General features: G+C 62.7%; 19 protein-coding genes. 4 read left to right on the forward strand and 15 right to left on the reverse strand.

Annotation, left to right across the window (positions count from 1 at the left end):
* Positions 1 to 412 precede the first annotated feature (412 nt).
* Positions 413 to 1,375, forward strand: coding sequence for a hypothetical protein (locus tag JGU72_RS26690; protein WP_199687282.1), 963 nt, complete (start codon positions 413 to 415; stop codon positions 1,373 to 1,375).
* 82 nt (positions 1,376 to 1,457) lie between these two features.
* Here the strand turns inward: JGU72_RS26690 and JGU72_RS26695 are convergent, their stop codons facing one another.
* Entirely contained in the window at positions 1,458 to 1,637 is a 180-nt protein-coding gene (locus JGU72_RS26695; RefSeq protein WP_199687285.1) for a YegP family protein, read from the reverse strand.
* 466 nt (positions 1,638 to 2,103) lie between these two features.
* Here JGU72_RS26695 and JGU72_RS26700 point away from each other — a divergent pair, with 466 nt between their 5' ends.
* Complete coding sequence (locus JGU72_RS26700; RefSeq protein ID WP_199687288.1) at positions 2,104 to 2,649, forward strand: HD domain-containing protein; 546 nt, start codon at positions 2,104 to 2,106, stop codon at positions 2,647 to 2,649.
* Here JGU72_RS26700 and JGU72_RS26705 read toward each other — a convergent pair whose 3' ends face one another.
* Complete coding sequence (locus JGU72_RS26705) at positions 2,650 to 3,069, reverse strand: NUDIX hydrolase (protein ID WP_199687421.1); 420 nt, start codon at positions 3,067 to 3,069, stop codon at positions 2,650 to 2,652.
* A 335-nt stretch (positions 3,070 to 3,404) separates the two neighbouring features.
* Between JGU72_RS26705 and JGU72_RS30870 the strand changes: the two genes are divergently transcribed.
* Positions 3,405 to 4,334 (forward strand): ABC transporter substrate-binding protein, encoded by a 930-nt coding sequence (locus tag JGU72_RS30870; RefSeq protein ID WP_233533081.1) that lies wholly within the window; start codon positions 3,405 to 3,407, stop codon positions 4,332 to 4,334.
* Positions 4,335 to 4,648: 314 nt separating this feature from the next.
* Positions 4,649 to 5,443 carry a GIY-YIG nuclease family protein gene (locus JGU72_RS26715; RefSeq protein WP_199687290.1) on the forward strand — a complete coding sequence of 265 codons (795 nt, stop codon included), beginning with the start codon at positions 4,649 to 4,651 and terminating at the stop codon, positions 5,441 to 5,443.
* Positions 5,444 to 5,564: 121 nt separating this feature from the next.
* Here the strand turns inward: JGU72_RS26715 and JGU72_RS26720 are convergent, their stop codons facing one another.
* The 13 genes from JGU72_RS26720 to JGU72_RS26780 all read right to left on the reverse strand — a co-directional run bounded on the left by JGU72_RS26720 (position 5,565) and on the right by JGU72_RS26780 (position 21,683).
* Positions 5,565 to 6,854 (reverse strand): ATP-dependent 6-phosphofructokinase, encoded by a 1,290-nt coding sequence (locus JGU72_RS26720; protein WP_199687292.1) that lies wholly within the window; start codon positions 6,852 to 6,854, stop codon positions 5,565 to 5,567.
* Positions 6,855 to 7,080: 226 nt separating this feature from the next.
* Complete coding sequence (locus JGU72_RS26725; protein WP_199687294.1) at positions 7,081 to 7,794, reverse strand: FadR/GntR family transcriptional regulator; 714 nt, start codon at positions 7,792 to 7,794, stop codon at positions 7,081 to 7,083.
* Between the two features lie 277 nt (positions 7,795 to 8,071).
* A complete protein-coding gene (locus JGU72_RS26730; RefSeq protein ID WP_199687297.1) occupies positions 8,072 to 8,653 on the reverse strand; it encodes a TerD family protein in 582 nt (193 codons plus the stop codon).
* A gap of 237 nt (positions 8,654 to 8,890) precedes the next feature.
* On the reverse strand, positions 8,891 to 9,565 hold the full coding sequence (locus tag JGU72_RS26735) for a response regulator (protein WP_199687299.1): 675 nt from the start codon (positions 9,563 to 9,565) through the stop codon (positions 8,891 to 8,893).
* A complete protein-coding gene (locus tag JGU72_RS26740) occupies positions 9,553 to 11,247 on the reverse strand; it encodes an ATP-binding protein (protein WP_199687302.1) in 1,695 nt (564 codons plus the stop codon). Before JGU72_RS26740 ends, JGU72_RS26735 begins: the two co-directional genes overlap by 13 nt.
* 31 nt (positions 11,248 to 11,278) lie before the next feature.
* On the reverse strand, positions 11,279 to 12,652 hold the full coding sequence (locus tag JGU72_RS26745; RefSeq protein WP_199687304.1) for an MFS transporter: 1,374 nt from the start codon (positions 12,650 to 12,652) through the stop codon (positions 11,279 to 11,281).
* A 243-nt stretch (positions 12,653 to 12,895) separates the two neighbouring features.
* Positions 12,896 to 13,255: an MmcQ/YjbR family DNA-binding protein gene (locus JGU72_RS26750; RefSeq protein WP_199687307.1), complete on the reverse strand. Its 360-nt coding sequence runs from the start codon at positions 13,253 to 13,255 to the stop codon at positions 12,896 to 12,898.
* A 162-nt stretch (positions 13,256 to 13,417) separates the two neighbouring features.
* On the reverse strand, positions 13,418 to 14,275 hold the full coding sequence (locus tag JGU72_RS26755; RefSeq protein WP_199687310.1) for an SDR family oxidoreductase: 858 nt from the start codon (positions 14,273 to 14,275) through the stop codon (positions 13,418 to 13,420).
* Between the two features lie 35 nt (positions 14,276 to 14,310).
* Complete coding sequence (locus tag JGU72_RS26760; RefSeq protein WP_199687312.1) at positions 14,311 to 15,732, reverse strand: phytoene desaturase family protein; 1,422 nt, start codon at positions 15,730 to 15,732, stop codon at positions 14,311 to 14,313.
* A gap of 148 nt (positions 15,733 to 15,880) precedes the next feature.
* Positions 15,881 to 17,656, reverse strand: a complete 1,776-nt coding sequence (locus JGU72_RS26765; RefSeq protein WP_199687314.1) for a DUF3556 domain-containing protein — start codon at positions 17,654 to 17,656, stop codon at positions 15,881 to 15,883.
* A 41-nt stretch (positions 17,657 to 17,697) separates the two neighbouring features.
* Positions 17,698 to 19,158 (reverse strand): class I adenylate-forming enzyme family protein, encoded by a 1,461-nt coding sequence (locus tag JGU72_RS26770; RefSeq protein WP_199687315.1) that lies wholly within the window; start codon positions 19,156 to 19,158, stop codon positions 17,698 to 17,700.
* A 126-nt stretch (positions 19,159 to 19,284) separates the two neighbouring features.
* On the reverse strand, positions 19,285 to 20,568 hold the full coding sequence (locus JGU72_RS26775; RefSeq protein WP_199687316.1) for a PucR family transcriptional regulator: 1,284 nt from the start codon (positions 20,566 to 20,568) through the stop codon (positions 19,285 to 19,287).
* Between the two features lie 194 nt (positions 20,569 to 20,762).
* Entirely contained in the window at positions 20,763 to 21,683 is a 921-nt protein-coding gene (locus JGU72_RS26780; RefSeq protein WP_199687318.1) for an alpha/beta fold hydrolase, read from the reverse strand.
* Positions 21,684 to 21,707 lie beyond the last annotated feature (24 nt).

The following is a 21,707-nucleotide window of genomic DNA, read 5'->3' on the forward strand; positions in this document are numbered from 1 at the left end:
CCGCATTTCGCGACGGGCTGACGAGCGCACCCGATGGCTACGACCTGCATCTTTTCGTAAACGTTCGCTGGGTTCCACCGGGCACTGCTGATCCAATCATTGAGTTCGCTCCCGCGTTCCTGTGGTGGCTTGGGCTTGTTTCCCGGTCCGATGGAACTATGTACCGGGTTACGAGCGACGGCCGCGTAGAGGAAGTCGTTAGAGTTCTTCGACCTGCACCTGGAGAGTACGAAGTGAGCGTGAGCGCTCCACACCTTCGGAAGTTCCTCTCTGTGCGAGCGTTAGCCCTCGTGCTACAGCATTCGCATAGCCGCTCCACGGACTCGTTGTCAGGCGGTCGTATAGATCTCAAATCCGCACAAAGGTCGCATCATTTGACTACACCGGATTTGCTGCTGCGAGCGGTCTCTACGTGGTGAACTTGCTCGGCAAGCACGTGGTGTACCCGTTTGTTGCGCCAGGCGCGCATCCTGACGATCCCCAGCGGCCGGAGAAATACCAAGAATTTATTGTGGATGTTGACCCGGCAACGGGCGCGGAGATTCGATCGAGCTGCGAGCGTGAGTCGGATACCTTCTTAACACCAGTTTTCTTCAACTCCGACGTCCTGACCAAGTATCGGGATAACCCGGAGCGCTACAAGGTGCAGCGGCTGGACGTCACGTGCCATGGGTTGTGGATGATAGACATCGATATTAACGACGAGGGCCTAGTTCAAGTCTGGCTTGGCGACATAGTTAATCTCCCCGAGATAGAACGCGAGCATTGGCTCAACTACAACGTCGCCCCCAGAGGCGGGGTAACCATTACGAGGGCGCTACGTGATCTGGCTGGTGAGTGGGTAGCAGACGAACGTCCTGATCCAGCGGCTCTTCGGAACGCGCGTTCCGACCTGAACGCCACATTCCGCACTAGGTATGGAGTGGACCTCTACAGAGATCTGAGCGCTGCGGACGCACGAGATTTCGAATGTCTTGCTCTTTGTTCAAATTCTACTGATCGTCAACGCGATTACGGCATCATCATTCTCGCCAAAGGACTAGTTGAAGCTATCGATGTGAAGGTGCTTCGACGGCTCGCGGGGCTGGATGAGAATGCCCCGTCTCTAAACGCGCTGCAGAAACTTATCGAGACATTGGGCGGCAACGCGAACGTGATATTGGGTCCGCTTCGCCTTCTTCAGGGCCTTCGCTCGACGGGCGCAGCCCATGTGAAGGGAAACAATTTCGAGTCCACACTGGCTAAGGCCGGCCTCCTTCCGCTACCTCCGGACAAGCAGTTCGAGCAGATCGTCGAACGCGCAACGTTTGCGCTGCAGTCTCTAACGCAACTCTTTAATGGCGAGACTGTCGAATGCGAGGGAGCTGCAGGCTGATACGTGCGAACAGGTAGAGTTCGCACGACGCTCCTGGGAACTAGTACTTCCCAGGAGCGTCGCTTCCCCAATCCCACGAGTCCTACGTGATGTCGACCGTAGGGGCCCCCGGTGCGTTATTGCGCACCGAATCGATTCCATTCAGCGCACTGGACTTCGTTCCGTACGACTGGCTCGTGGCGATGATCTCGCCGTTCGCGGCCTTCAGGTTGAAGTAGTACCTTCCGGCGGCGTTCGTGTCTAAGACGAATCTCGCACTCATCGGAGTTCACCTCCTTCCGTCTCGAACTGGCTGGACGAGGTGCCCAACGCGACTCCGACACTAGGGGCACATGTGGTACATCCGGCCGCGACACGCCCTAGATTTAGCAGTTTCTCGAGAAACTCAACGAAACACACTAACGTGGCGTAGTTGCAAGATGAACGATGTAATCCTTCGCATGCTCGACGGACGCCACGCCTGTGCGACGTGTCGGGCCGACGATGTGCTCTGAATGGTGTGGGACGCAGAACGGCGCCGATTGCAGGCTTGGGCATGACACACCGCTCTAGCGGGCACGGTCGCGATTGTCGCGAGTTCGAGTGCCCCAAGTTCGGACGGCACCCTGATCAGCGCGCTATTCGGTGCGGCGTTCGGAAGGCAGTCCAACGACGACGTCCACAATTTGCGATAGGCACCGGCTAGGTTGCGATGGCGGTTGTTCCCTCGATCTGTAGGGTTGGCGCTGATGGTTGTCGCCGATATATTCAATGGTCCCGCGCTTGCCAAGGCGAAGCTTGCGGGTCCGCTGCCGCGCCGTTGGTTGCACGTGCAGGGTGTAGGGACACAGGCCCAACAAATCGCGGAGGTGTTCGGCGATGACGCCGAGGACCTGATCGCCGCATGCTGGTTACACGACATAGGATATGCACCCGCGTTGGCGCACACCGGGTTTCACCCCCTGGATGGCGCGAGGTTCCTGCGGGCCGAAGGCTGGTCTGAGCGTGTCTGCGGCCTGGTCGCGCATCACTCGTTTGCAGATCTCGAGGCAGACCTTCGCGGGGTCGAGGGGTTGGACGAGTTCGACGACGAAGACTCGGCGGTTCGCGATGCGGTCTGGTACTGCGACATGACGACCGGCCCGAGCGGCGAGCGGGTCGATGTGGACCAGCGGCTCGAAGAGATTGTGTCTCGCTACGGCCCTGCAGATGTGGTGTCGCAGTTCGTAAGTCGTGCGCGAGGCGAGCTCGTCGCCGCGGTGGAGCGTACGGAGCGCAAGATACGCGCGGCGTGATCAGCCGATATAGGGCTCAGCCGACTTGGCGTATCCGTGATCGATCCGCAGTCGTACTGACGGATGGATTTCCAGCCCGTCCAGTTCGTCTCTACCCACCCAGCGAACTATCTTTGACTCGTCAGATGGTCGGAGCTCGCCGCCAATAGGCTTGGCGCGCAAACAGATCGAGAACTGTTGGCGGACTTCGCCGTTGGTGTACGCCATGACATGGTTTGGATTGGTGTACAGGCCGACAATCCCGATGACTTCGGTGTCGATGCCGGTCTCTTCGCGCGTCTCGCGGACTGCGGTCTCGGCGATGTGCTCGCCGACGTCCTGGCCGCCCCCGGGAATCGCCCAAAGACCATTGTCGGTCCGCTGAATTAGCAACACCCGGTCTTGGTCGTCGAGTACGAAGGCTGTCGCCGCGACAACGATGTAAACGCCCGAATTGCAGTGGCGGAAGGTCTTTCGGCCCCATTCCCCATCGTTCTCCTATTTCGCCTGCTCAACTGGCGTACGGTCAGCTGGATTCGAGGCCGGGATCCGGTCTCCGGTCCAGGCGAGTCCGCAGTAACTGCCTATCTGCTCATGCGATCGATCAGTGCGAATGAGGGAACCAGATGTCGATCAGAAGTCGTCGGAGACGTGCGACAGGCGTGCTCGCCCCGTGCGTCGTCACGGCCCTGACCCTCGCAGGCTCAGCTTGCTCCCGGTCGACTGAACCCAGCACCGAGGAGTCTGACCAAAGTGCAGGGGAGTCGCTGCAGATCGTGCTGGGTTCGCAGCCGCAGGCGTCGCAGGTCCCGCTGGTCTACGGCGTGGGCCACAACGCAGGGGACTTCGGTCTGGACATCGGTGTCGACCAGAACGTCACGGTATTCGATACTCACACCGACGCGGTGAAGACCTTGCTCGACGGTGATGCGCAGATTATGGCGACGTCGTTCTCCGCGATCCTTGATCTGCGTGAGCAGGGCGAGGACGTCAAGATGTTCTGCCCGTACGTCAGTATGGACGACTTCGTCCTGGCCGGCGCCAACGGTGTGAACACTGCTGGTCAACTGTTCGAACCGTCGACGCGGGTGGGCATCGACAGTCCTGGAGGCGCTGGAGCCATCGTCCTCAACGCGCTGCTCAGTGGCATCGGCGAGCCCCGTGACGTCCACGAGATCCCGAATCGGCAGATCATCGAAAGCTCGAGTGCTCGAACGGAAGCGTGGGCCACGGGCCAGCTGGATGCAACGGTGATCCATGACACGCAGTACGACGGTGCTCAGCAAACGGTGAACGGACCGGTGCTGATCGCGACCCTCTACGAGAATGCACCCGGTTTCATCAAGGTTGCTCAGGCCGCGAAGGCGGATTGGCTCGACGAGAACCGCGAACTAGCCGCCAGGTACTGCGCCACCACGCTGCGCGCGATGACGGCACTGAAAAGCGACTTCGCTCTGTTCCAGGCCTCGGTCGACGAATACGTAAAAGATCCCCCCTCGGAAGAATCTCTCAGAGAGCTGTTCGACCTCATCCAGAGGTATCCGTTCTGGACCGCCGACGGCGGGCTCTCCGACGACAGCGTCGAGTTCATGATCGGCATCGCGACCGAGTCGGACGTCCTGACCCAACCGATGAATGCTGCCGACGTCGTCGACCGTGAGACGTTGCGTCGGGCCGTCGAACTCGCGAACACGCCGGCCGGATAGTCGCCGAGCTGTGGGCGATGCATCTGAAACCATGCTGAGGAGTAGGGGAGCCGAAGGCATCGTGATCGCCTGCTCGGCCTCGGCGGGCTCGTCGTGCGCTGCGGGTTCGCGCTTCGGCATGATCCGCAAAAAGTTCGAGCGAGCGTGAATCAAACAGTGTGGTATTGATCGACAGCACTTGCCATTTCGCACGATGTCCTGCGCCTTCTCAGAGACGGTTGCAATGTCGGGCGTTGGACTGAATTGGTCGCCACTGCGAACGTATCGTGGGTGTCATGACGTCCGCTTCCGGTGAGTTGCATCTAGGGCACGTCATGGCGGCTTCGGGTCTTGCCGCCTCCGATGTCCTCTTTGTGCGCCACACCTTCGGTACCGGTGGACTCAGTCGCGGCGCCTCCTCGGAGGAGATAATCGGCTACACCCAGCGTCAGGATTTGCGGCCCGGCAAGATGCCGGCCGATCCGCCCGCGACATGGCTAGTCTTCGCGGCAGACGGCGGCCGCCGTTCCCGGTTTCAGACCGCCTACGCAAACGCGGGCGAACTCGTCGAGAAGCAGACGGCAGCCCATCGGTACTTCGATCTTCGCGAGTCTGATGCCATGAGTTCTCTCAGAAATCGACTTGTCGTTGAGTGGCCCGCTGACACCATCAATTGGGCCAAGCTTGGCGGACACGCCGAGCGCCTGCCTATCCTCGAGATTGCCGATCCCGAAATGGTCGTCTTCCCGGGATACGACCTAGTGCTGATCGACTACAACCAGCTTCAGTTCATGGTGGAAGACCCGAGGTGGGCCGAGTGGCGGGTCGCCCTCAACGCTGTGCAGGGGATCTACTTGATCGCCGACAGGAGCACGGGGCAAATGTATGTCGGCAAGGCTGACGGGGGCGAGCGGATTTTCGGACGATGGCGAAACTATGCGAGAGATGGCCATGGAGGCAACTTGGCTCTCAAAGCATTGATCGGCCTCGACCCCGACCATCGGAAGCACTTCGTCTTCAGCATCCTTCGTGTGTTCGGGCCGAACGCGACAACAAGGGAAGTCGATGTTGCTGAAAGTCACTACAAGAAGGCACTTTTGACGAAGACATTCGGTCTCAACCGTAACTAGACTTCGCTGTCGTATCGCGAACACTCACCGAAGTCGCGCGTGTCGACGGTTCCACACGGTTCGCACGACTCCCGCCGAGAATCCACCCATCGACCATGAATACGGCAGCCATGGAGCGAAGTCAGCACATATTTCGAGGTTGGCCGGTTGCGGCGAGGACGCCCTGCCACAGGCGGCCTTCGATGTTCACCTTCTTGCGCGATGACACGGCCAGTGGAATGGGTACGTGTGTAAATCGCCGGCGCCACAGTCCTACGACGATGTCCGTCTTGCCGGCCATCCCGGCGTCGACCGCGGCGAATCCGAGAAGTTGGCAAAAGGCGGCGTCTCGGGTGTTGGCAGGCAAACTGCGAATCATGTAGCTGGGGTCGATATATTTCAGGCTCACGTCGAGTCCGGAGTCTCTGCACAGCGGCGGAATTCGATCTTTCAAGAACACACCGATGTCTCCGTATCGCGCGTTGCCGGACGCGTCTTGTCCCTCGGGTGCTGCAAGCAGATCTTGCCCAGCGCCCTCTGCGACGAGGACAACGGCGTGCCCGTCGCGTCGAATCAGGTCTTTGATCACCCCAACCAAACCTTCGGTACTGAACGGGCTTTCAGGGATCAGGCAGGCGCCGACACAGGCGTCGGCCATTGCTGCGAAGCCGGCGATGAAGCCGGAGTCGCGGCCCATCAGTTTCACCAGACCGATGCCGTTGCGGTGGCAAGATGCTTCGACGTACGCCGCTCGGGTGGCGGTACGGGCTGCGGCGACGGCGGTTTCGAAGCCGAAAGAGGTTTCGACGAAGGAGATGTCGTTGTCGATGGTCTTGGGAACGCCGATCACGCCGATTGCCAGGCCGCGTTTACGGACCTCGTCTGCGATCGTGTGGGCGCCTTTCAGTGTGCCGTCGCCGCCGATGGTGAACAGCAGGCCGATTCCGAGACGTTCCAGGGTGTCGACCATGTCCACGGGGGATTGGGCGCCGCGGGAGGTGCCGATGACTGTTCCGCCGCGTTCCTGGATCCAGCTGACGCCTTGGCTGGTGAGCTCGATTTCGTTGTCGCCGTATCGTTCGACGAGACCTTCGAAGCCGAAGCGGAGGCCGACCACGTCGCGGACGCCGTACTTCTCGCGGAGGCCGATGACGATGGCGCGGACCGCGTCGTTGAGGCCGGGGCAGAGGCCCCCGCAGGTGACGATGGCGGCTTTGAGTTTCGCGGGGTCGAAAAAGATCCGTTCTCGTGGGCCGGCCAACTCGAACGAGGTCGGTTCGACCCCTCGCAGTACGTGGTCGCGTACGTGCTCGAGGTCGTCTCGGAACAGGACTCGGTTGGTCGCGTCGATAAAGCTTGTGTCCCGCAGCGGCGATGGGAATGTGCACTCGCCGAGGTCGGCTACTTCGAAGTCTGCTTGCGTGGGCGGCATCGGTTCGACCTCGGAATCTGTTGATCTAGTAGCTATTCGGGCAAGGGTAGACCGCATTGGGCGCCCGGCCGACCGGTTTGCAGCGGTTTCTACCGCTTGTCTGTTCGATCCTCGACGTGACAGAGGTCCCGAAGCCGCGATGACACGCCTGACCTACGTTGCTCATCCGGCCGATCACGGCCGCTATGGCCGCAGCGGATCGAATAATCGAGTTCAGGTGCGACGGTCAGTCGCTGTCACTGCCGATTCCCGCGACGCGCACGATGATTTCCTCGACTTTGTCGAGGTGCTGTCGCATGGAATTGCTCGCATCGGCGAAGTCGCCGGACTCGATTGCGTCGTACAGGCGTCGGTGCTCGGCGTTCGACGCTTCGCGGCGTTCGGCGATTGTGGCGTTCAACATTCGTGACTGCTCGGCAAGTGCGTCGCGGATATCGGCGACGACGTGGCTGAAGACGTGATTGCCGGATGCGTTGGCTATGGCCAGGTGGAATCTGAAATCCAGATCGACCCAGCGGGCTGGGTCTTCCTCCGAGTCCATCTGTTCGACAATCGAACGTAGTTCTGCAAGTTGGTCATTCGTACGCCGTCGCGCTGCCCAGCCGGCTGCCGGCACTTCGATGTACGGTCGCGCCTCGAGGAGGTCTCGCGTCGAGAACCGTCCGTAATTCGGACCGCTGACACTCGATGCGATGACCACGGTGCCGGACCCGGTTTTCGTCGACGTCAATCCGAGCGTTTGCAGCGACCGCAACGCCTCGCGGATGACCGAACGGCTCACGCTGTACCGCTCCGCTAGCGCGGCTTCCGGCGGCAACTTGACGCCGATCGGTAGCTCCGCACTCTCGATCGACGCTCGCAGGTCTTCGAATACCGACTCGGTGGCGTTGCGGCGAACGAAAGCACTCGATCGTGTTGCCCATTCATTCGGCAATGTCATTGGCGCCTACTTCGCCTCGTTTCGAACAGATCCCCGTCGATTGAACTGGCTGAAGCCTAGCAAGCCGGACCGGCAGCCTGACAGATATGCGCGGCAGGGTGCGCGCGCCGTTGAAAATCCCGATGTCAGGCAACCAGAGGGCGCTGTGCTGTCAGACAGATGTGGACTGGTGGACCTCATCGAAAGTTCACCACGGCTCGTCGATTTCGTTCCCGCGCCGGTCCCGCTCTCTGTCTGGTTGGCGGACAGACAAATGGGCCAAATCCAGCCTCGAGGACTACAGCATCGCGAAGCGGAGAAGGGCTTGTTTGTCGCCCTGCTTGATTTTGCCGTTTCGATTCAGAACTTCGAGCTGCCACGTGTTGCCGTTGCGGAACGCCCGCGCGACTGCACAGGCATTGTCCTGGCCCAGCAGGCTCGGCCAGATGTCTGCCACCTGCTGCGTGCTGCCGCCTGTGGCGTCGTAGATCTTGAACGAGACGTTGTTTGCCTTCTCGAACGAACTGCCCTTCTTGAACGCGGCTGCCACGAAGACGATGGAAGTGATCGCAGGTGCGAGATTGGCGAACGTGACGTTGACGGTCTCGTCGTCGCCGGACGCGGCTCCAGTCTGCTCGTCGCCGCTATGCAGCACGGATCCGTTGCCCATCGGATCGAGGCTGTCGAGCCCTGCGAAACGGACAGGGTCGCCACCTTGCATCAGGATGGCGATCAGATCCAGATCAACACCCCGCTTGCGGCGCATTATCCCGAGTACGCCGCCGGAGGCGCCCGACGACGGGTCCCACGAGACGCCGATCGCCATGTTGGTAACGCCAGCGAGGTCGGCGGGCCCAGATTCCTTGGACAGTGTGATCATTGCTGCATCCTATTCTGCGTGTCTTAACAGGAGTTTCGTGGTCGCAAGCATCGGCCGTCGTGATGCTTGCGCGGGTGCGTCGAATTCATCGTCGACTTCGAACAATGTCGGACAATCCGGGCGCCATGCCTCCAACATATATGTTGCCCGTTCTGCGGTCGGGGCCTTGGAGGTCACCGATCGACAACCGAAGGGACTGAGACTGTGGTGCAGCAGCACCCCTGATCTCGCAGGCAATTACCCGCCGGGTCGTGAGTGCGGCGCAGCAGCGGAGAACTCCTGTTCGGGCCGTCCCGTGGTTCCGTAGCGCAGCCCGATCGTTACGTCCCCGGAAGTGGCCATGGCCGCGAGGTAGCGTTGGGCCGTGGCGCGAGAAACGCCTGTAGCGGCTGCCACCTCGGCTGCGGACATCGGTTGGTCGGACGTCTGCAGGGCATGCAGCACAAGCGCTTTCGTCGGAGATGCCTGAGCGCTTGCGTGCTGGAGACTTGCGATCTTCGGGCGCAGCGCGTCCAGCGCCGCGTCGACTGCGTCTGCTGACACAGTCGGTGGTGACAGGATCTTTCGGTATCTCGCGTACCCTGCCAACCGGGCGGCAAGTTCGGTCGGGGCAAACGGTTTGACCAGAAACCCCAGCGCGCCGGCTGCGATCGCCTCACGCACGGTGTGCGACTCGATGGCCGCGGTGAGCATGATGGCGTCGCCGCGCAGTTCGCGAACGAAGTCCACCCCTGATCCGTCAGGGAGGTAGACGTCGACCAAGGCAAGGTCGACAGGCTCTACTTTGCGGGCGGACGCGAGTGTGGTCACGGTCGCCTGGACCGTGAAACCTGGCATGGCAGAAACAATTCCAGCGTGCATGCTGGCCACGCGGAAGTCGTCGTCGACGACCAGAACCGTCAGGTCTCCCACCGTGTCTCCTCGCGCAAGTTCGAATCCTGCATGACACCGGGCAGCCGCGCGATGAACTCGGCACCACACAGACGCCGGTCAGGGTCTCCCGGGCTCGACAGCCTCAAGTCCCCGCCAATTCCTCGCGCCAGCTGGCGCGACAGTGCCAACCCGATCCCGCGTCCGCCCGGTATGCCCGAAGCGCGTTTGGTCGACGTTCCCTCGGTGAACAGCTGATCGACAAAGTCCGCGCCGACGCCTACACCACTGTCCGCTACAACGATGTGCAGGGTCGAATCTTCTTGCAACAGTTCGACTTCGACTTCCTTGACGTCGCCCGGCGCGCCGCCGGCTGCGTCGATGGCGTTGTCCAGGAGGTTGCCGAGCACGGTAGTTACGTCGACGGGCAGCGTCAACCGCCCGGGAACCCAAGTGTTTTCGCCGATCGTCAAGGTGACACCCGCCTCGCGCGCACTTGCTGCCTTGGCTGCCAGGAAAGCCTGGATGAAGGGGTCGCTGATGGTGTCGATGCCTGGCACGGCCGAGCCGAGCGGTCCGGATCCGAGGAGGTCCGCCACATACTGACCGGCCTCTTCGACGTGACCGGCGTGCAGTAACCCGTTGAGAAGGTGCAGCCGGTTGGCGAACTCGTGTCGCTGTGCGCGCAGCGCCGTGCTCATCAGCTGGACGGCGTCGAGCTGGCGTGTCAACGATTCCACGTCGGTGCGATCGCGTACGACGAGAACAGTGCCGAGGTCGTGGCCGTCGCGCACGACCCGACGAGCCGACACGATGACGATATGGTCGCCGACAGTCGCCAGCGTCGGGGTGGAGTCGGCCGCGGTGAACACGTCGAGTACCCGGGGAGTCAGTCCGATCTCAGCCACAGGGCGGCCGGATCGATCGTCGACCTGCAGTAGGCGGCGCGCCTCGTCGTTGACGAAGGTAGTGCGCCACTGTGCATCCGCGGCCAGAACACCTTCGCCGACACCGTGCAGCACCGCCGCCTGTCCGCGCACCATCTCGGCCATCTCGGTGGGCCGCAGACCTAGGGTCAGTCCACGCCAGCGGCGCTGCAGCAGGACCGACCCTATGACGCCGACCAGTAGAGCCACCCCGCCGAGTAGCGCCGAGATTCGGAGGTTGCTGTCCAGTTGACGGCGCACATCCCGCGTCGAGATTCCCACACTCAATTCGCCGACGACTCGGTCCGAATTCGGCTCCCGGACAGGGACTTTGCCAGTGACGGCCGGACCTAGCGTCCCGGTTTCGTCCTGCACTTCCTCTTTGCCGGCGAGCGCGCGCGAGGGGTCGGTGCTCACAGGGGTACCCAGGTTGTCCGCGTTGGGGTGAGCCAATCGCAAACCTCTGCTGTCGGTGATGACCACGAACAGCACATCGGTGCTCTGCGCAACCTCCGTCGCGATCGTTTGCAAAGGACCGGAGTCGAGTTCGGCCTTGAATTCTGGGCCGGTTGGCCGCGGGTTCGCGTCATAGCCGGCGACGGCGGCTCGAACCTCCGGAGCAAGGGCGACGACGCGGGCCACATCGAGAGCGCGGATGCCGTACTCGTCGGCGATGCGACTTCGGGTGAACGCGGCGAACATGCCGAAGGCGACGATCGATGTCAACGCCACGACCACGAGTTGCAGCACCAGTACCTGGGTTGCGAGCCTCAGGTCGATGCGACCTCTCGTGGCCATGGGTGGCAGCGTACCGCCAACTCTGCCGACGTCAGACCGGGTTGATGTCGTCCAGCGCCCGACCGCTGGTCCGCGGACCGAGCGGCACCAGGACGGCGACCGCGATCCCCAAGGCGACCACGACGACCGCGAACATCGCCACGGACCCATAGTGGCCGAGCACCGGGATCAAGATGAACGGCAGCGCGGCGCTCGACAGGCGAGAAAGGGAGTACGTCCAGCCAACTGCGGTGGCGCGCACATCGCTGGGGAAGATCTCGGCCTGGTAGACGTGGTAGACGTTGGAGAAAACGTTGGCTGCGGCGGTGGTGAGCAAACCGAAGACGACTATTGCTGTGGGGTCACTCACCGTTGCAAATGCGATGCCGCACAACGCCATCGCCCCCGCGCTTGCAATGATCAGATACTTGCGTTCCCATCGTGCCAACAACGGGATGGACAGCAGCGAACCCAGCGGATACCCGAGGAACGACAGCGCAGTGAACAGCAGCGAGGACGTGACGTCGAAGCCGCGGTCGACCAGCACCAGGGCCGCCAATGTCCCGAACCCGTAGTACCCGAACGGCTGGAACAGATGGAATACCGCAAGCATGACCATGCGCGCCCGATACGGTGACTGATGCAGGCGGGCAGCGGGTTTCGTCGGTATCGCAGGCGGCGACGTGAACTCTTGGATGGGGTCGACAGGCGCGCTCGTGCCGGTCTGGAACCGCTGCAGGGCTGCTTCTGCTTCGCCATTGCGGCCGCGGCCGGCGAGCCAGCGCGGGGATTCGGGCAGTCCGCGCCGCATCGCCACGACGAGGACCGCGCCCGCGGCGCCGATCAGCAGCAAAATCCGCCAGCCTGCGATGCCTGCGATGACGTGTCCGGTCAGGCCCATAGACAGGAATCCCAGGACGGGTACCGCCAAGAACGAGCACGTATACGCCCAAGCTGCCAGCCGTCCACGATGGGCCGCGGGAAGAACGTCGGAGAGGTAGGCGTCGGCGACGGGGTACTCGGCTCCGATCCCGACCCCGGCCAAGAATCGCGCGACGACCAGAACCGCGAGATTCGGGGCGAACGCAGCGACCAGGCTGCACACCGAAAACCACACGAGGTTGATCATGAACGCTCGTCGTCGACCGATCCGGTCGGCGATGTGACCGAAAGCCGCTGCGCCGAAGAACATTCCGACGAACGACGACGCCATGATGAGCATCAGCGTTGTCCCGCCCAGACCGTACTCGGTCTTCAGCGCGGTCCCGATGGCGCTCGACACAAAGATCTCGTAGACCTCGAAGAACAAGCCGAGCCCGATTGCCACCACTACCTTGCGATGAACTGGACCTACCGGCAAAGCGTCGAGACGACGGCCGATATCACTACGTTTAGCGGGAGAGTCGATCTCTGCTGTCAGCGTCATTGCCGTTACATTCCTTGACTTTTCGGATGTTCGGGCGGGTCCGATGTCCGTGTGAATCGAAGTTATCGACCCGCGGCGGCAATGGCGCGCTTGTGCTCACAAGCAGCGCAACGCGCAATCTGGGCGTTCTGCGCATTCTGCTCACACGAGAAGGCGGTTGGCGGAGGATCCGTCGAGTGGCGGTCGCGGTATCAGCCTGGTCGGCGGGGTATGCGGTGGCGTCCCGCGGTGAGAGAGGTGGACTCAGCCCGGGCCGTCGGGATGCGCAAGGTCGTAGGCGCGGGAGAGTTTCTTGGGGACGACCATGCGCCACGCGTCGACGACGAACTCGCGGGCCTCGGTCGGATCCAGTGCCGCGAGCGTGGAGTGGACCCAATTGAAGCGCAAATCCGACTCCGCCGGGAGCTGGAACTTGTGCGGCTCGCTCGCGACGAGGGCCGCCCGCTCCTCCTTGGGGAACGCGAAGCCCATGACGCTCTCGTCGAGGGAGAACGCCACGTAGACGATCTGCCCGACGCGGAACTTCAACGCTCCGCGTACGTACACCTGATACGAGCGCTCCAACCTGGTGCCCAGCGCCCGAACGTCATCGACTACCGCCATGCTCGGAGCCCTTCGATCGTGGGGCGGTGCGTGCCGCCCGTGCGGACGTTGACCAGTATCCGCAGTTCAGAGGTCTTCGTCGATGTAGATTCGGCAACTACGCGCCGAAACTACGACGCCGGACCCACTTCGTCGAAGACCTGCCGTATTTCATCGTGCAATTCAGGCGTCGAGGAACAGGTCGAGTTGAAGTGCGTCATCGCCGCCGACCACGCGGTAGGGGTCGAAGTCGGTGATTCCGCGGGCTGCCAGTAGGTCGTCGTCGATGAAAAAGTTTCCGGTGGTCTCCGTACCGGGGGAGGTGAGAACGGCGTAGGCGGCGTCCGCCATGATCGCCGGGGTTCGGGAGTTCGCGACCATCTCATCGCCGCCGAGCACGTTCTGGACCGCGGCGCTGGCGATCGTGGTGCGCGGCCAGAGTGAGTTGACACCGATGCCGTCGGTGCGCAGCTCCTCTGCCAATCCCAAAGTGGTGAGCGACATTCCGTACTTGGCGATGGTGTACGCCAGCATCCGACCGGCCCATTTCGGGTTGAGGTTGAGTGGCGGCGACAGGGTCAAGATATGTGGGTTGCGCCCGTTGCCTGCCGATTTCCGCAATGCGGGCAGGCAGAGTTTGGCCAGCAGGAAGCTGCCGCGGCAGTTGATGTCCTGCATCAGGTCGTAGCGCTTCATCGAAATCTCGTCGGAGAGCGACAGGTCGATGGCAGAGGCGTTGTTGACGACGATGTCGATGTCGCCAAAGTGGTCGATGGTCTGCTGGACGGCGTGTTCGACCTGGCTGTCGATTCGGACGTCGCCTACGACCTTCAGTACCGTGCCGCCTGCAGCCTCCAATTCGGCGGCCGCAGTGTGAATAGTGCCGGGTAGCTTGGGATGTGGAGTGTCGGTCTTCGCGATGAGGGTGATGTTGGCGCCGTCGGCGGCAGCGCGTTTGGCGATCTCGAGGCCGATGCCGCGACTGCCGCCGGACATGATCATGGTCCGGCCGGCGAGCGATTCGGTTGAGCGCAGGGTCATCGGGGGCTCTTTTGTCGATGTCGTGAAAAAAATGATCAGCGTGCGCGATCGAGGTAACGCAGTGCTCGTTGCGCGGCATTGGCGCCGCACATTCCGTGTGCACCCGGCCCCGGCGGTGTTGCCGCAGAGCAGATGTACATGCCCGGAATGCGCAACGAGTAGGGGTCGACCGCGACCCGCGGACCGAACACCAGTTGCCGGATATCCTTTGCGCCGGTGACGATGTCGCCGCCGACGTAGTTGGCGTTGTATTTGGCCATCTGTGTGGTGGTTCGGACTGTGTAGCCGACGATGCGGTCCCGGAACCCGGGCGCGAACCGCTCGATCTGGTCGACGATCGCCTGGGTCGCGTCGCCTGTATATCCATGTGGCACATGGGCGTACGTCCACAGCGGGTGAACGTCGCCGACCGAGCGCTGCGGGTCCGCAAGGTACTGCTGCCCGACGAGAACGAACGGCCGCTCAGGCATTCGCCCGGCATGGATGTCGCGTTCGGTGGCGGCAATCTCTGCGTAGGCCCCGCCGAGGTGGACTGTGCCGGCGCGGCGGGCCGCGTCGTTGGTCCAGGGCACACCGCCGTCGACCGCGAAGTCGACCTTGAAGGCACCTGGCCCGTGGCGGAATCTGCGGAACGCGCGTGCGACCCGGTTCGGCAACCGGTTCCCCAGGATGTCCGCGGTCGCACCGGGAGCCAGGTCGAACATCGTGATGTCGGTACGCGGCAGCTGCGTGGCCGCACTGATCCTGACACCGGTTTCGATCTTGCCGCCCAGATCGGTGAGCTTCGCTGCCAACGCGTTCGTGATCGCTCCCGAACCGCCGGCCGCGACCGGCCAGCCGTGGCGGTGGCCCGCCGCGATGATCCCGAGCCCGATCGCCGACGTCATCGGATAGTGCAGCGGCCGGAAGGTATGTGCCGCAACACCGCCGAACAGCGCCCGTGCTTCTTCGGTGCGGAACAACCGGGCTAGCACCGAACCCGGGAGCACGGTCGGCGCACCGAATCGCGCCAACGTCAACGGGTGCGTCGGGAAGCGTACGAGCGGACCCATGATGTCCTCGGCCAGCGCATCGAACCGCCGCGACGGTTGTCCGAACGCCATCTCCCAGCGCGGCCCGTCGCGACCCAGCAGCGCAGACGTGACCTCGATCGACTGGTGCAACACCCCTGCTTTGCCGGAATCGAGCGGGTGTACGCAATCGATCTCCGGGCGTCGCCACTCGAGGCCGTATTCGTGGAGGCCGAGGCTGTTCAGGAACGTCGACCCGACGGCCATGGGGTGGATCGCAGAGCAGTGGTCGTGGCGCAGGCCGGGCACAATCGCTTCGCTGGACCGTGCCCCGCCACCGATCTCCTCGGCGGCTTCCACGACCGTCACATCCACACCCGCCGCGGCGAGCGCGACCGCAGCGGCGAGCCCGTTCGGGCCCGCCCCCACAACGATTGCGGTACTCATTGCTCGACTCCTACTCGTTCCGGTCCTCGCAGATGGTCGACTGCGCGGCCGTTCCGGTCCTCGCTCGTTCCTCGCTGCGATCCTCGCGTTCGCTGCGTCTCCGGCTCGTGCCTCGTCGCGATCCTCACTCGCCTTCGTCTTTGCGGACTCATGACACGGACGCGGCCGTCGCTGCACGGGCCCACTCGACGGTCAGCGGGATCGGTCCATTCGGCAGCCACGGCTGCTCGTTGACCGCATCCGCTACGCGCCAGGTTCCGGTCTCGATCACTCCGAGCGCCGCGTCGATCAGCTTGTAGTGCTGCACACCGCTGCCGATCGCTTCCGATTCCACCCAGGCGATGATGCACTCGCCCGGCTCGAACTGTGCCTCGTCCTGCACGGCGTGGACGAAATCTTCGTTGTGCATGTGGCCGTCGCCGAAGTTGAAGCCCAGCACGGAGTTACAGAGGAATTCGGCCTCACGGACATCGCGGCTGTCGATGTCGGGGACACGTGCCAGCAGCAGCGAGAACAGCCCACGGGCCTGGCTGTGCAGGGTGCGCCAGCCGATGGTGCGCTGCAGGTGCAGTTCGGCGAGGTTCTTCGGCATGCCGGCTTCGATGAACTGGTCGATCTGATTCTTCGCAGACTTGGTGACCCGATTGAGTTTGTCCTCGGTTCCCGGTGCGAACGACCACACCGCTGAGGCCCAGTTGCCGGCGTACTGCCGCATCGACGGCAGGAACGACACCTTGTCCGGGCGCAGGTTGCCCAGCACCGGGAAGAACAGCAGCGCGGCGAGAACGACGAGGCCGAGCCAGGCGGGGGACATGTCCCAAGGAGCGAAACCTTCGCTGTTCGGGAAACCGATGAACAAGAAGATTGCGGCATAGGCGAACAACACATTCCATTCCAGCGGCACTGCCAACGGGAACGTCGAAATGATGAAGACGTGGAAGACCACCATGAACAGTGCCGCGGCGATCGTCACGTAGATGTTGGTGGAGAAGAACAGGATCAACGGGACAACGATCTCGGGGATCGTGCCACCGACGTGTGCCATGACGTGCGCGACCCAGGAGGGCCGCAGGTCGCGCGGGAAGTCGCGGTAGAACTTTCGCTTGATGGCCTTGAACGGCATCGACGGACTGTTGGACACCATCGGCGACACGACGTTGGAGAAATGCTTGCCGAATTTGGAGAAGCCGGCACAGATCCACACCGTGACGATCAACAGCTTCAACGCGATGATCATGTTCACAAACGGGAAGATCGTGAAGATGATCAATGCCGGCAGGTACTGCTCACCGCGGGCACCGAGAAAGATCACCTTGTCCCGCAGACCGTTCAGGATCAGCAATGTGATGGGGGCGATCAACAGCGGCGGGTTGATGAGCCCGGACGTGTTGTCCGGCAACGCGGCCGACAGTCCATCGCTCGCCACACCCGGAGCGACCAACGCCACGACCAGGCTTGCCAGGAACGCGACGTAGATAGTGACATCGAAGCGCGTACGCCGATCGCCGTTGGTTCCCGGCACCCACTTCCACGGCCGCATCCGGATCGTGTTCACCTTGGCCCAGAACAAGATTCCACCGGTCATCGGCTTGAGCTTGCCCGCAAGCGGACCCCACGAACCGGCCAGATTCAACGATTCCAGTAACACCGTCCAGACGATCGCCTTCTGATAGACGATCGGCTCGTTCCACCATTCGGCCACGTGCCAGAACGCCGGTAGCCCCGATGTGGCGTTCGCGATCGAGACGCCCACGATCGAATACAGCACGACGATCTTCATCAGATAGATCACGTGCAGCACGTAGGGCGAACCGAACCCGTTCTCGGCCCAATCCGTTGCGTTGATGCGCATTCGTTCCATCAGCGGCATCTGGACGAACTCGTCCGGATCCACCGCGGGAAACTGCGGTTGTGTGAATCCCATGGCACTTTCTCCTATGTCGGGTTCTCTTGGTTGTAGAAAGGTCAGGCGCTGGCCGGTGCTGTGAGCGACCGGCGCAGCGACGGCTTGTCGAGCTTTCCGACGGCGTTCTTGGGAAGCGCGTCGAGAACGGTAATCTGAACGGGTAGTTTGTATTTCGACATGTTCAGCTGCACATATTGGAAGATCTGATCGGCCGTGAGAACAGCTCCGGAGTTCAGCGCGACGAACAGCACTGGCTCCTCGCCGTAGGTTGCGCTGCTACGGCCGACGACAGCGGCTTCCGCCACCTCCGACAGTTGGTAGACGACGCTCTCGATCTCCTTGGGGTAGATGTTCTCGCCGCCGCGGATGATCATGTCCTTCGCACGGTCCACGAGCATGAGGTAGCCGTCGTCATCGAATCGCCCGATATCGCCGGTGTGCAGCCACCCGTCGATCACCGTGCTGGCTGTGTCTTCGGGGCGATTCAGATAGCCGCGCATCACATTCGGGCCCGCGATGACGACCTCGCCTGCCTCGCCGTCGGCAACCGGGTTGCCGTCGTGGTCGATGATCCGAATCGTTTGGCCAGACAGTGGAAGGCCGACGGTACCGGGCTTGCGCGGCCCATCCAATGGGTTGATGGTACTTGCGCAGGTTCCCTCCGACAGGCCGTAGCCCTCGACAAGAGGTATGCCGTAACGGCTTTCGAACTTCTCGAGCAGTTCGACGCTTGCCGGCGCCGCGCCGCACACGGCGAACCGCACTGCCGAGGTGTCCGGCGCCAATGCTGGTGGAAGGTCGGCCAACATTGTGTAAATCGTTGGGACGGCGGAGAAATAGGTGGCGCGGCTCTGTTCGAGCCGGTCGAAGAACGTCTTCGCGCTGAACCTGCCGGCAATCGTTGCGCGCCCACCGACGAGCAGTGGCGACAGTGTGCTGACCACGATTCCGTTGACATGGAACAACGGCAGAATCAACAAACTGTGGTCGTCTTCGTTCAAGTGGAATGCGTCGATCACCATGCCGCACATGGCATTCAGGTTCGTGTGGTCGAGCATGACGCCCTTCGGGCGCCCCGTGGTTCCGCTGGTGTAGATGAGCAGGGCAAGCGCGTCGTCGGACGGTTCCGCCATGGTGTGAGCGTCGAGTTGCTCGGCGATCAGATCGGCCGGGCTGAGGACCGTGACACCGAAATCGGCGTGCTGATCGGCGATGAGGACCTTCGCTGCTGCGTCGGATCCCTGGTAGGCAACCTCGGCAGCGACGAGCGCCGGGTTGATCGGAGTGACGGCGGCACCCAAACGCCATGCTGCGAAAAGGGATACGACGAGCGACGCATTGTTGGGCAGCTTCACCGCGACTACATCGCCGGGGCCGACTCCATGTGCGGCAAGCGTATCGGCCGCGCGCTGTACCGCGTCGGCGAACTGCGCGTTGTTCATGTCGACGTCGTCGTCGGCGACGCAGGGTGCGTCGGGGTTCTGGCGGCTTCGGTAGTCGGGCAATTCGGCGAGATGCATGAGGACAGTCCTGGGGTGGTCGTCTCGAACTGGACGCCTCAAACGCTATGAACTTGTGAGCGCCACCACACCGTCGTCAATCGACGAAGTCTCGAAGCATTGTTGTCCCCTGGGGACAAAAAACGGTCAGGCGGTCGCGATGAGCACCGCAGGTCCGTACCAATGGCAGACGAGTAACGCGAGTTCGACATCTAGTCGGTCGTCGCCGATTTCCGACCCACGACGTGCGACGGCGCGACCGACCCGGTACTTGACGGAATTGGCATGCAGGTCGAGTTCCTGTGCCGCTGCTTTGAAGCTGGAGCCGGCGCGCAAGAAGATCCGAAGGGTCTCCCGGAGCCGGGCGTCGTTCGGGGTGTTCTCGGCAAGCGGGCCGAGCACTTCGGTGACCCACTCGCGGACCTCCGCCACATTCCCACCGAGAAGGGCCGCGGCCGACAATCCCGGGTCGTTCGCCGCTACGACGGTCAGGCCTGCCCCGGCCCGGGTCAGTGCAACTGTGCGTGCGCGCTGCGCCTGCCGATGTGAGTGACGAAAACCGTCGACGCCGGCGCCGACGGTGCCGATCGCGATGCTCGGCGGATCGGGATGGGTTCGCGTGACCTCGCGGATCGTCGACTCGAACCCGGCGGGTCTGGACTTGAAAGGCAGCCACGCCCATCCGCTCGTTCGATCGGCGGCGGCGAAAAGCGGGCCTGCGTCGGCACGGATTGCCGTTGCAAGCTCGCGTCCGAACCGCTGCAGGCGGGTGAGTTCGTTGTTGTCCATCTCGGCGTCCGGGTACCACATGACCAACGCAACGTGGTGCCAGCGCAGTGGATATCCGATTGTCGCGGTCGCCGTGTCCAGATCGATCGACGTCCCCCCGGCGAGAACCTCACGCACCCGCAATGCCCGCACGCTGTTCTGGTTCTCCAGCCAGCGTTCGCGTTCGCCCTCGTAGACCGCGACGACTTCCTGCGAAACCCGATCGATGTAGGCGAACATCGTGCTCGTGAACGTCTCGATGACGGCGATCCGGGTCGTCGGGTCCATCGCGGTCGCGCGCATCTCTGCGAAGACCATCTCGGTCAGCCGACGCTGGCCGAGCCGATATGCGCGTACGAGTGCGTTGACCGACACACCGTGCTGAGCAAGGCGCCTTGCGTACTCGAGCGCAGCGGCAGGAGCAGTGATTCGTTCGACTGCAATGTCATGACGCAGTGCATGCAAGATGGTGTCGACGTTCCCCTCGACGCTCGCACCCAGCAATTCGATCGTTCGGGTGTCGCCGCGCAACTCAGGGATTTCCTCCGCGAGAACGGTGCTGATCGTCGAGCTGACATCGGTCACGCGCTCGTTCATCCGGGTGGCGATGTCCTCGACGTATCGGCCTACCTCGACGTCGCTGTCGGAACGCGGCTTCGGCATAGCTCGACGGTAGAGCGTCCGGAACACGCGTCAGGTCGATTTCGCGACTTCCGCCTTCGTTGTCTTCGGAAGACAATCGGCGGGTGAAACTGTGGCTTTCGAAGACGTTCCGAGTCGTTTCACGCGAGCGCGAAAGCGACGACCTGATCGAATCCCGCAAGCAATATTGGCCACTGCGTGAATCGCGAGTCCGACTATGGGAGATCCGTGGTCAGAGCGAAACGGTCGATCAGCTCTGCCAGCTCGATCGGTTGATCGCTTTGTACCGAGTGGCTCGCACCCGCAACCTTGTGCACGACGGCGGACGAGTTCCGGCGCAGGAACTCTGCTTCGTCCTCGTCCGTGACGAACGGTGAATTAGCGCCCCGGACAAGGAGAGTCGGTACCGTAGAGGCGCCGAGAATGGACCAGAGAGGGCTGAAATCCATCGGTTTGTCCAGCGCGTCGTAGCGCCAGGTCCATTGGCCGTCGCTGCCTAGGCGGGCGTTGTGCAGGACGCCGCGGCGCAGCGACGTACGGCTACGTGAGGGGCTCGCGGCAACGGTCGCGTCGAGGATTTCGGTGAACGTCGCGTACGAGCGCGGTCCTGCGACGAGAGCTGTCGAGCCGCGCTGTACTCGACTCAGCTGGGCGAGTCGCTCGTGTGAGGCCGGTGTCACGTCGACCATGATGCGTCGTCGAAACCCGGAAAAATGCTCTTCGAGGGCGAGTGCGGTAAGCCCACCCAGTGACATACCGACCACCGTCGACGCGTCCGGCGCCAATTGCTGCACCACGGGTGCGAGGGTGGCGGCGTTCGTCGTGGGGGAGTAGTCGCGGTCCGGTCGCCAGGCCGAGTGGCCATGGCCTGGCAGATCGATCGCGAGTGCCGATAGGTCCGGGTGTGCTCGTAGCAGGGCGAGAATGACGGCGTCCCAGGTGTGAGCGTTCTGCCCACCGCCGTGGAGGAAGACCACGTCGATCGGTCCGGTGCCCCAACGCAGTCCGCCGACATCGGCGGTAGCGATGCGCGAGACGGTCGGAGCCGACCACGGCAGACCGATCTCGTTCGCTGTCTCCTCGAGGAGTGCGAATTCCGATCCTGCGTACGCATGTGCTGCTGCGGCGTCGTCCATGTTGTCGATTCTGTCAGGAGTACC

Origin of the sequence: Antrihabitans auranticaus, from assembly GCF_016481275.1 — a bacterium.
In the GTDB taxonomy this organism is placed as follows: Bacteria; Actinomycetota; Actinomycetes; order Mycobacteriales; family Mycobacteriaceae; genus Antrihabitans.

Excerpts from the sequence above, each read along its gene's own strand:
- JGU72_RS26720 (WP_199687292.1), bottom strand. The coding sequence starts at position 6,854 with ATGCCGCCCACGCAAGCAGACTTCGAAGTAGCCGACCTCGGCGAGTGC.
- JGU72_RS26725 (WP_199687294.1), bottom strand. The coding sequence starts at position 7,794 with ATGACATTGCCGAATGAATGGGCAACACGATCGAGTGCTTTCGTTCGC.
- JGU72_RS26760 (WP_199687312.1), bottom strand. The coding sequence starts at position 15,732 with ATGAGTACCGCAATCGTTGTGGGGGCGGGCCCGAACGGGCTCGCCGCT.
- JGU72_RS26715 (WP_199687290.1), top strand. The coding sequence starts at position 4,649 with ATGGCGGCTTCGGGTCTTGCCGCCTCCGATGTCCTCTTTGTGCGCCAC.
- JGU72_RS26695 (WP_199687285.1), bottom strand. The coding sequence starts at position 1,637 with ATGAGTGCGAGATTCGTCTTAGACACGAACGCCGCCGGAAGGTACTAC.
- JGU72_RS26775 (WP_199687316.1), bottom strand. The coding sequence starts at position 20,568 with ATGCCGAAGCCGCGTTCCGACAGCGACGTCGAGGTAGGCCGATACGTC.
- JGU72_RS26740 (WP_199687302.1), bottom strand. The coding sequence starts at position 11,247 with ATGGCCACGAGAGGTCGCATCGACCTGAGGCTCGCAACCCAGGTACTG.
- JGU72_RS26755 (WP_199687310.1), bottom strand. The coding sequence starts at position 14,275 with ATGACCCTGCGCTCAACCGAATCGCTCGCCGGCCGGACCATGATCATG.
- JGU72_RS26765 (WP_199687314.1), bottom strand. The coding sequence starts at position 17,656 with ATGGGATTCACACAACCGCAGTTTCCCGCGGTGGATCCGGACGAGTTC.
- JGU72_RS26730 (WP_199687297.1), bottom strand. The coding sequence starts at position 8,653 with ATGATCACACTGTCCAAGGAATCTGGGCCCGCCGACCTCGCTGGCGTT.
- JGU72_RS26700 (WP_199687288.1), top strand. The coding sequence starts at position 2,104 with ATGGTTGTCGCCGATATATTCAATGGTCCCGCGCTTGCCAAGGCGAAG.
- JGU72_RS26750 (WP_199687307.1), bottom strand. The coding sequence starts at position 13,255 with ATGGCGGTAGTCGATGACGTTCGGGCGCTGGGCACCAGGTTGGAGCGC.
- JGU72_RS26780 (WP_199687318.1), bottom strand. The coding sequence starts at position 21,683 with ATGGACGACGCCGCAGCAGCACATGCGTACGCAGGATCGGAATTCGCA.
- JGU72_RS26745 (WP_199687304.1), bottom strand. The coding sequence starts at position 12,652 with ATGACGCTGACAGCAGAGATCGACTCTCCCGCTAAACGTAGTGATATC.
- JGU72_RS26770 (WP_199687315.1), bottom strand. The coding sequence starts at position 19,158 with ATGCATCTCGCCGAATTGCCCGACTACCGAAGCCGCCAGAACCCCGAC.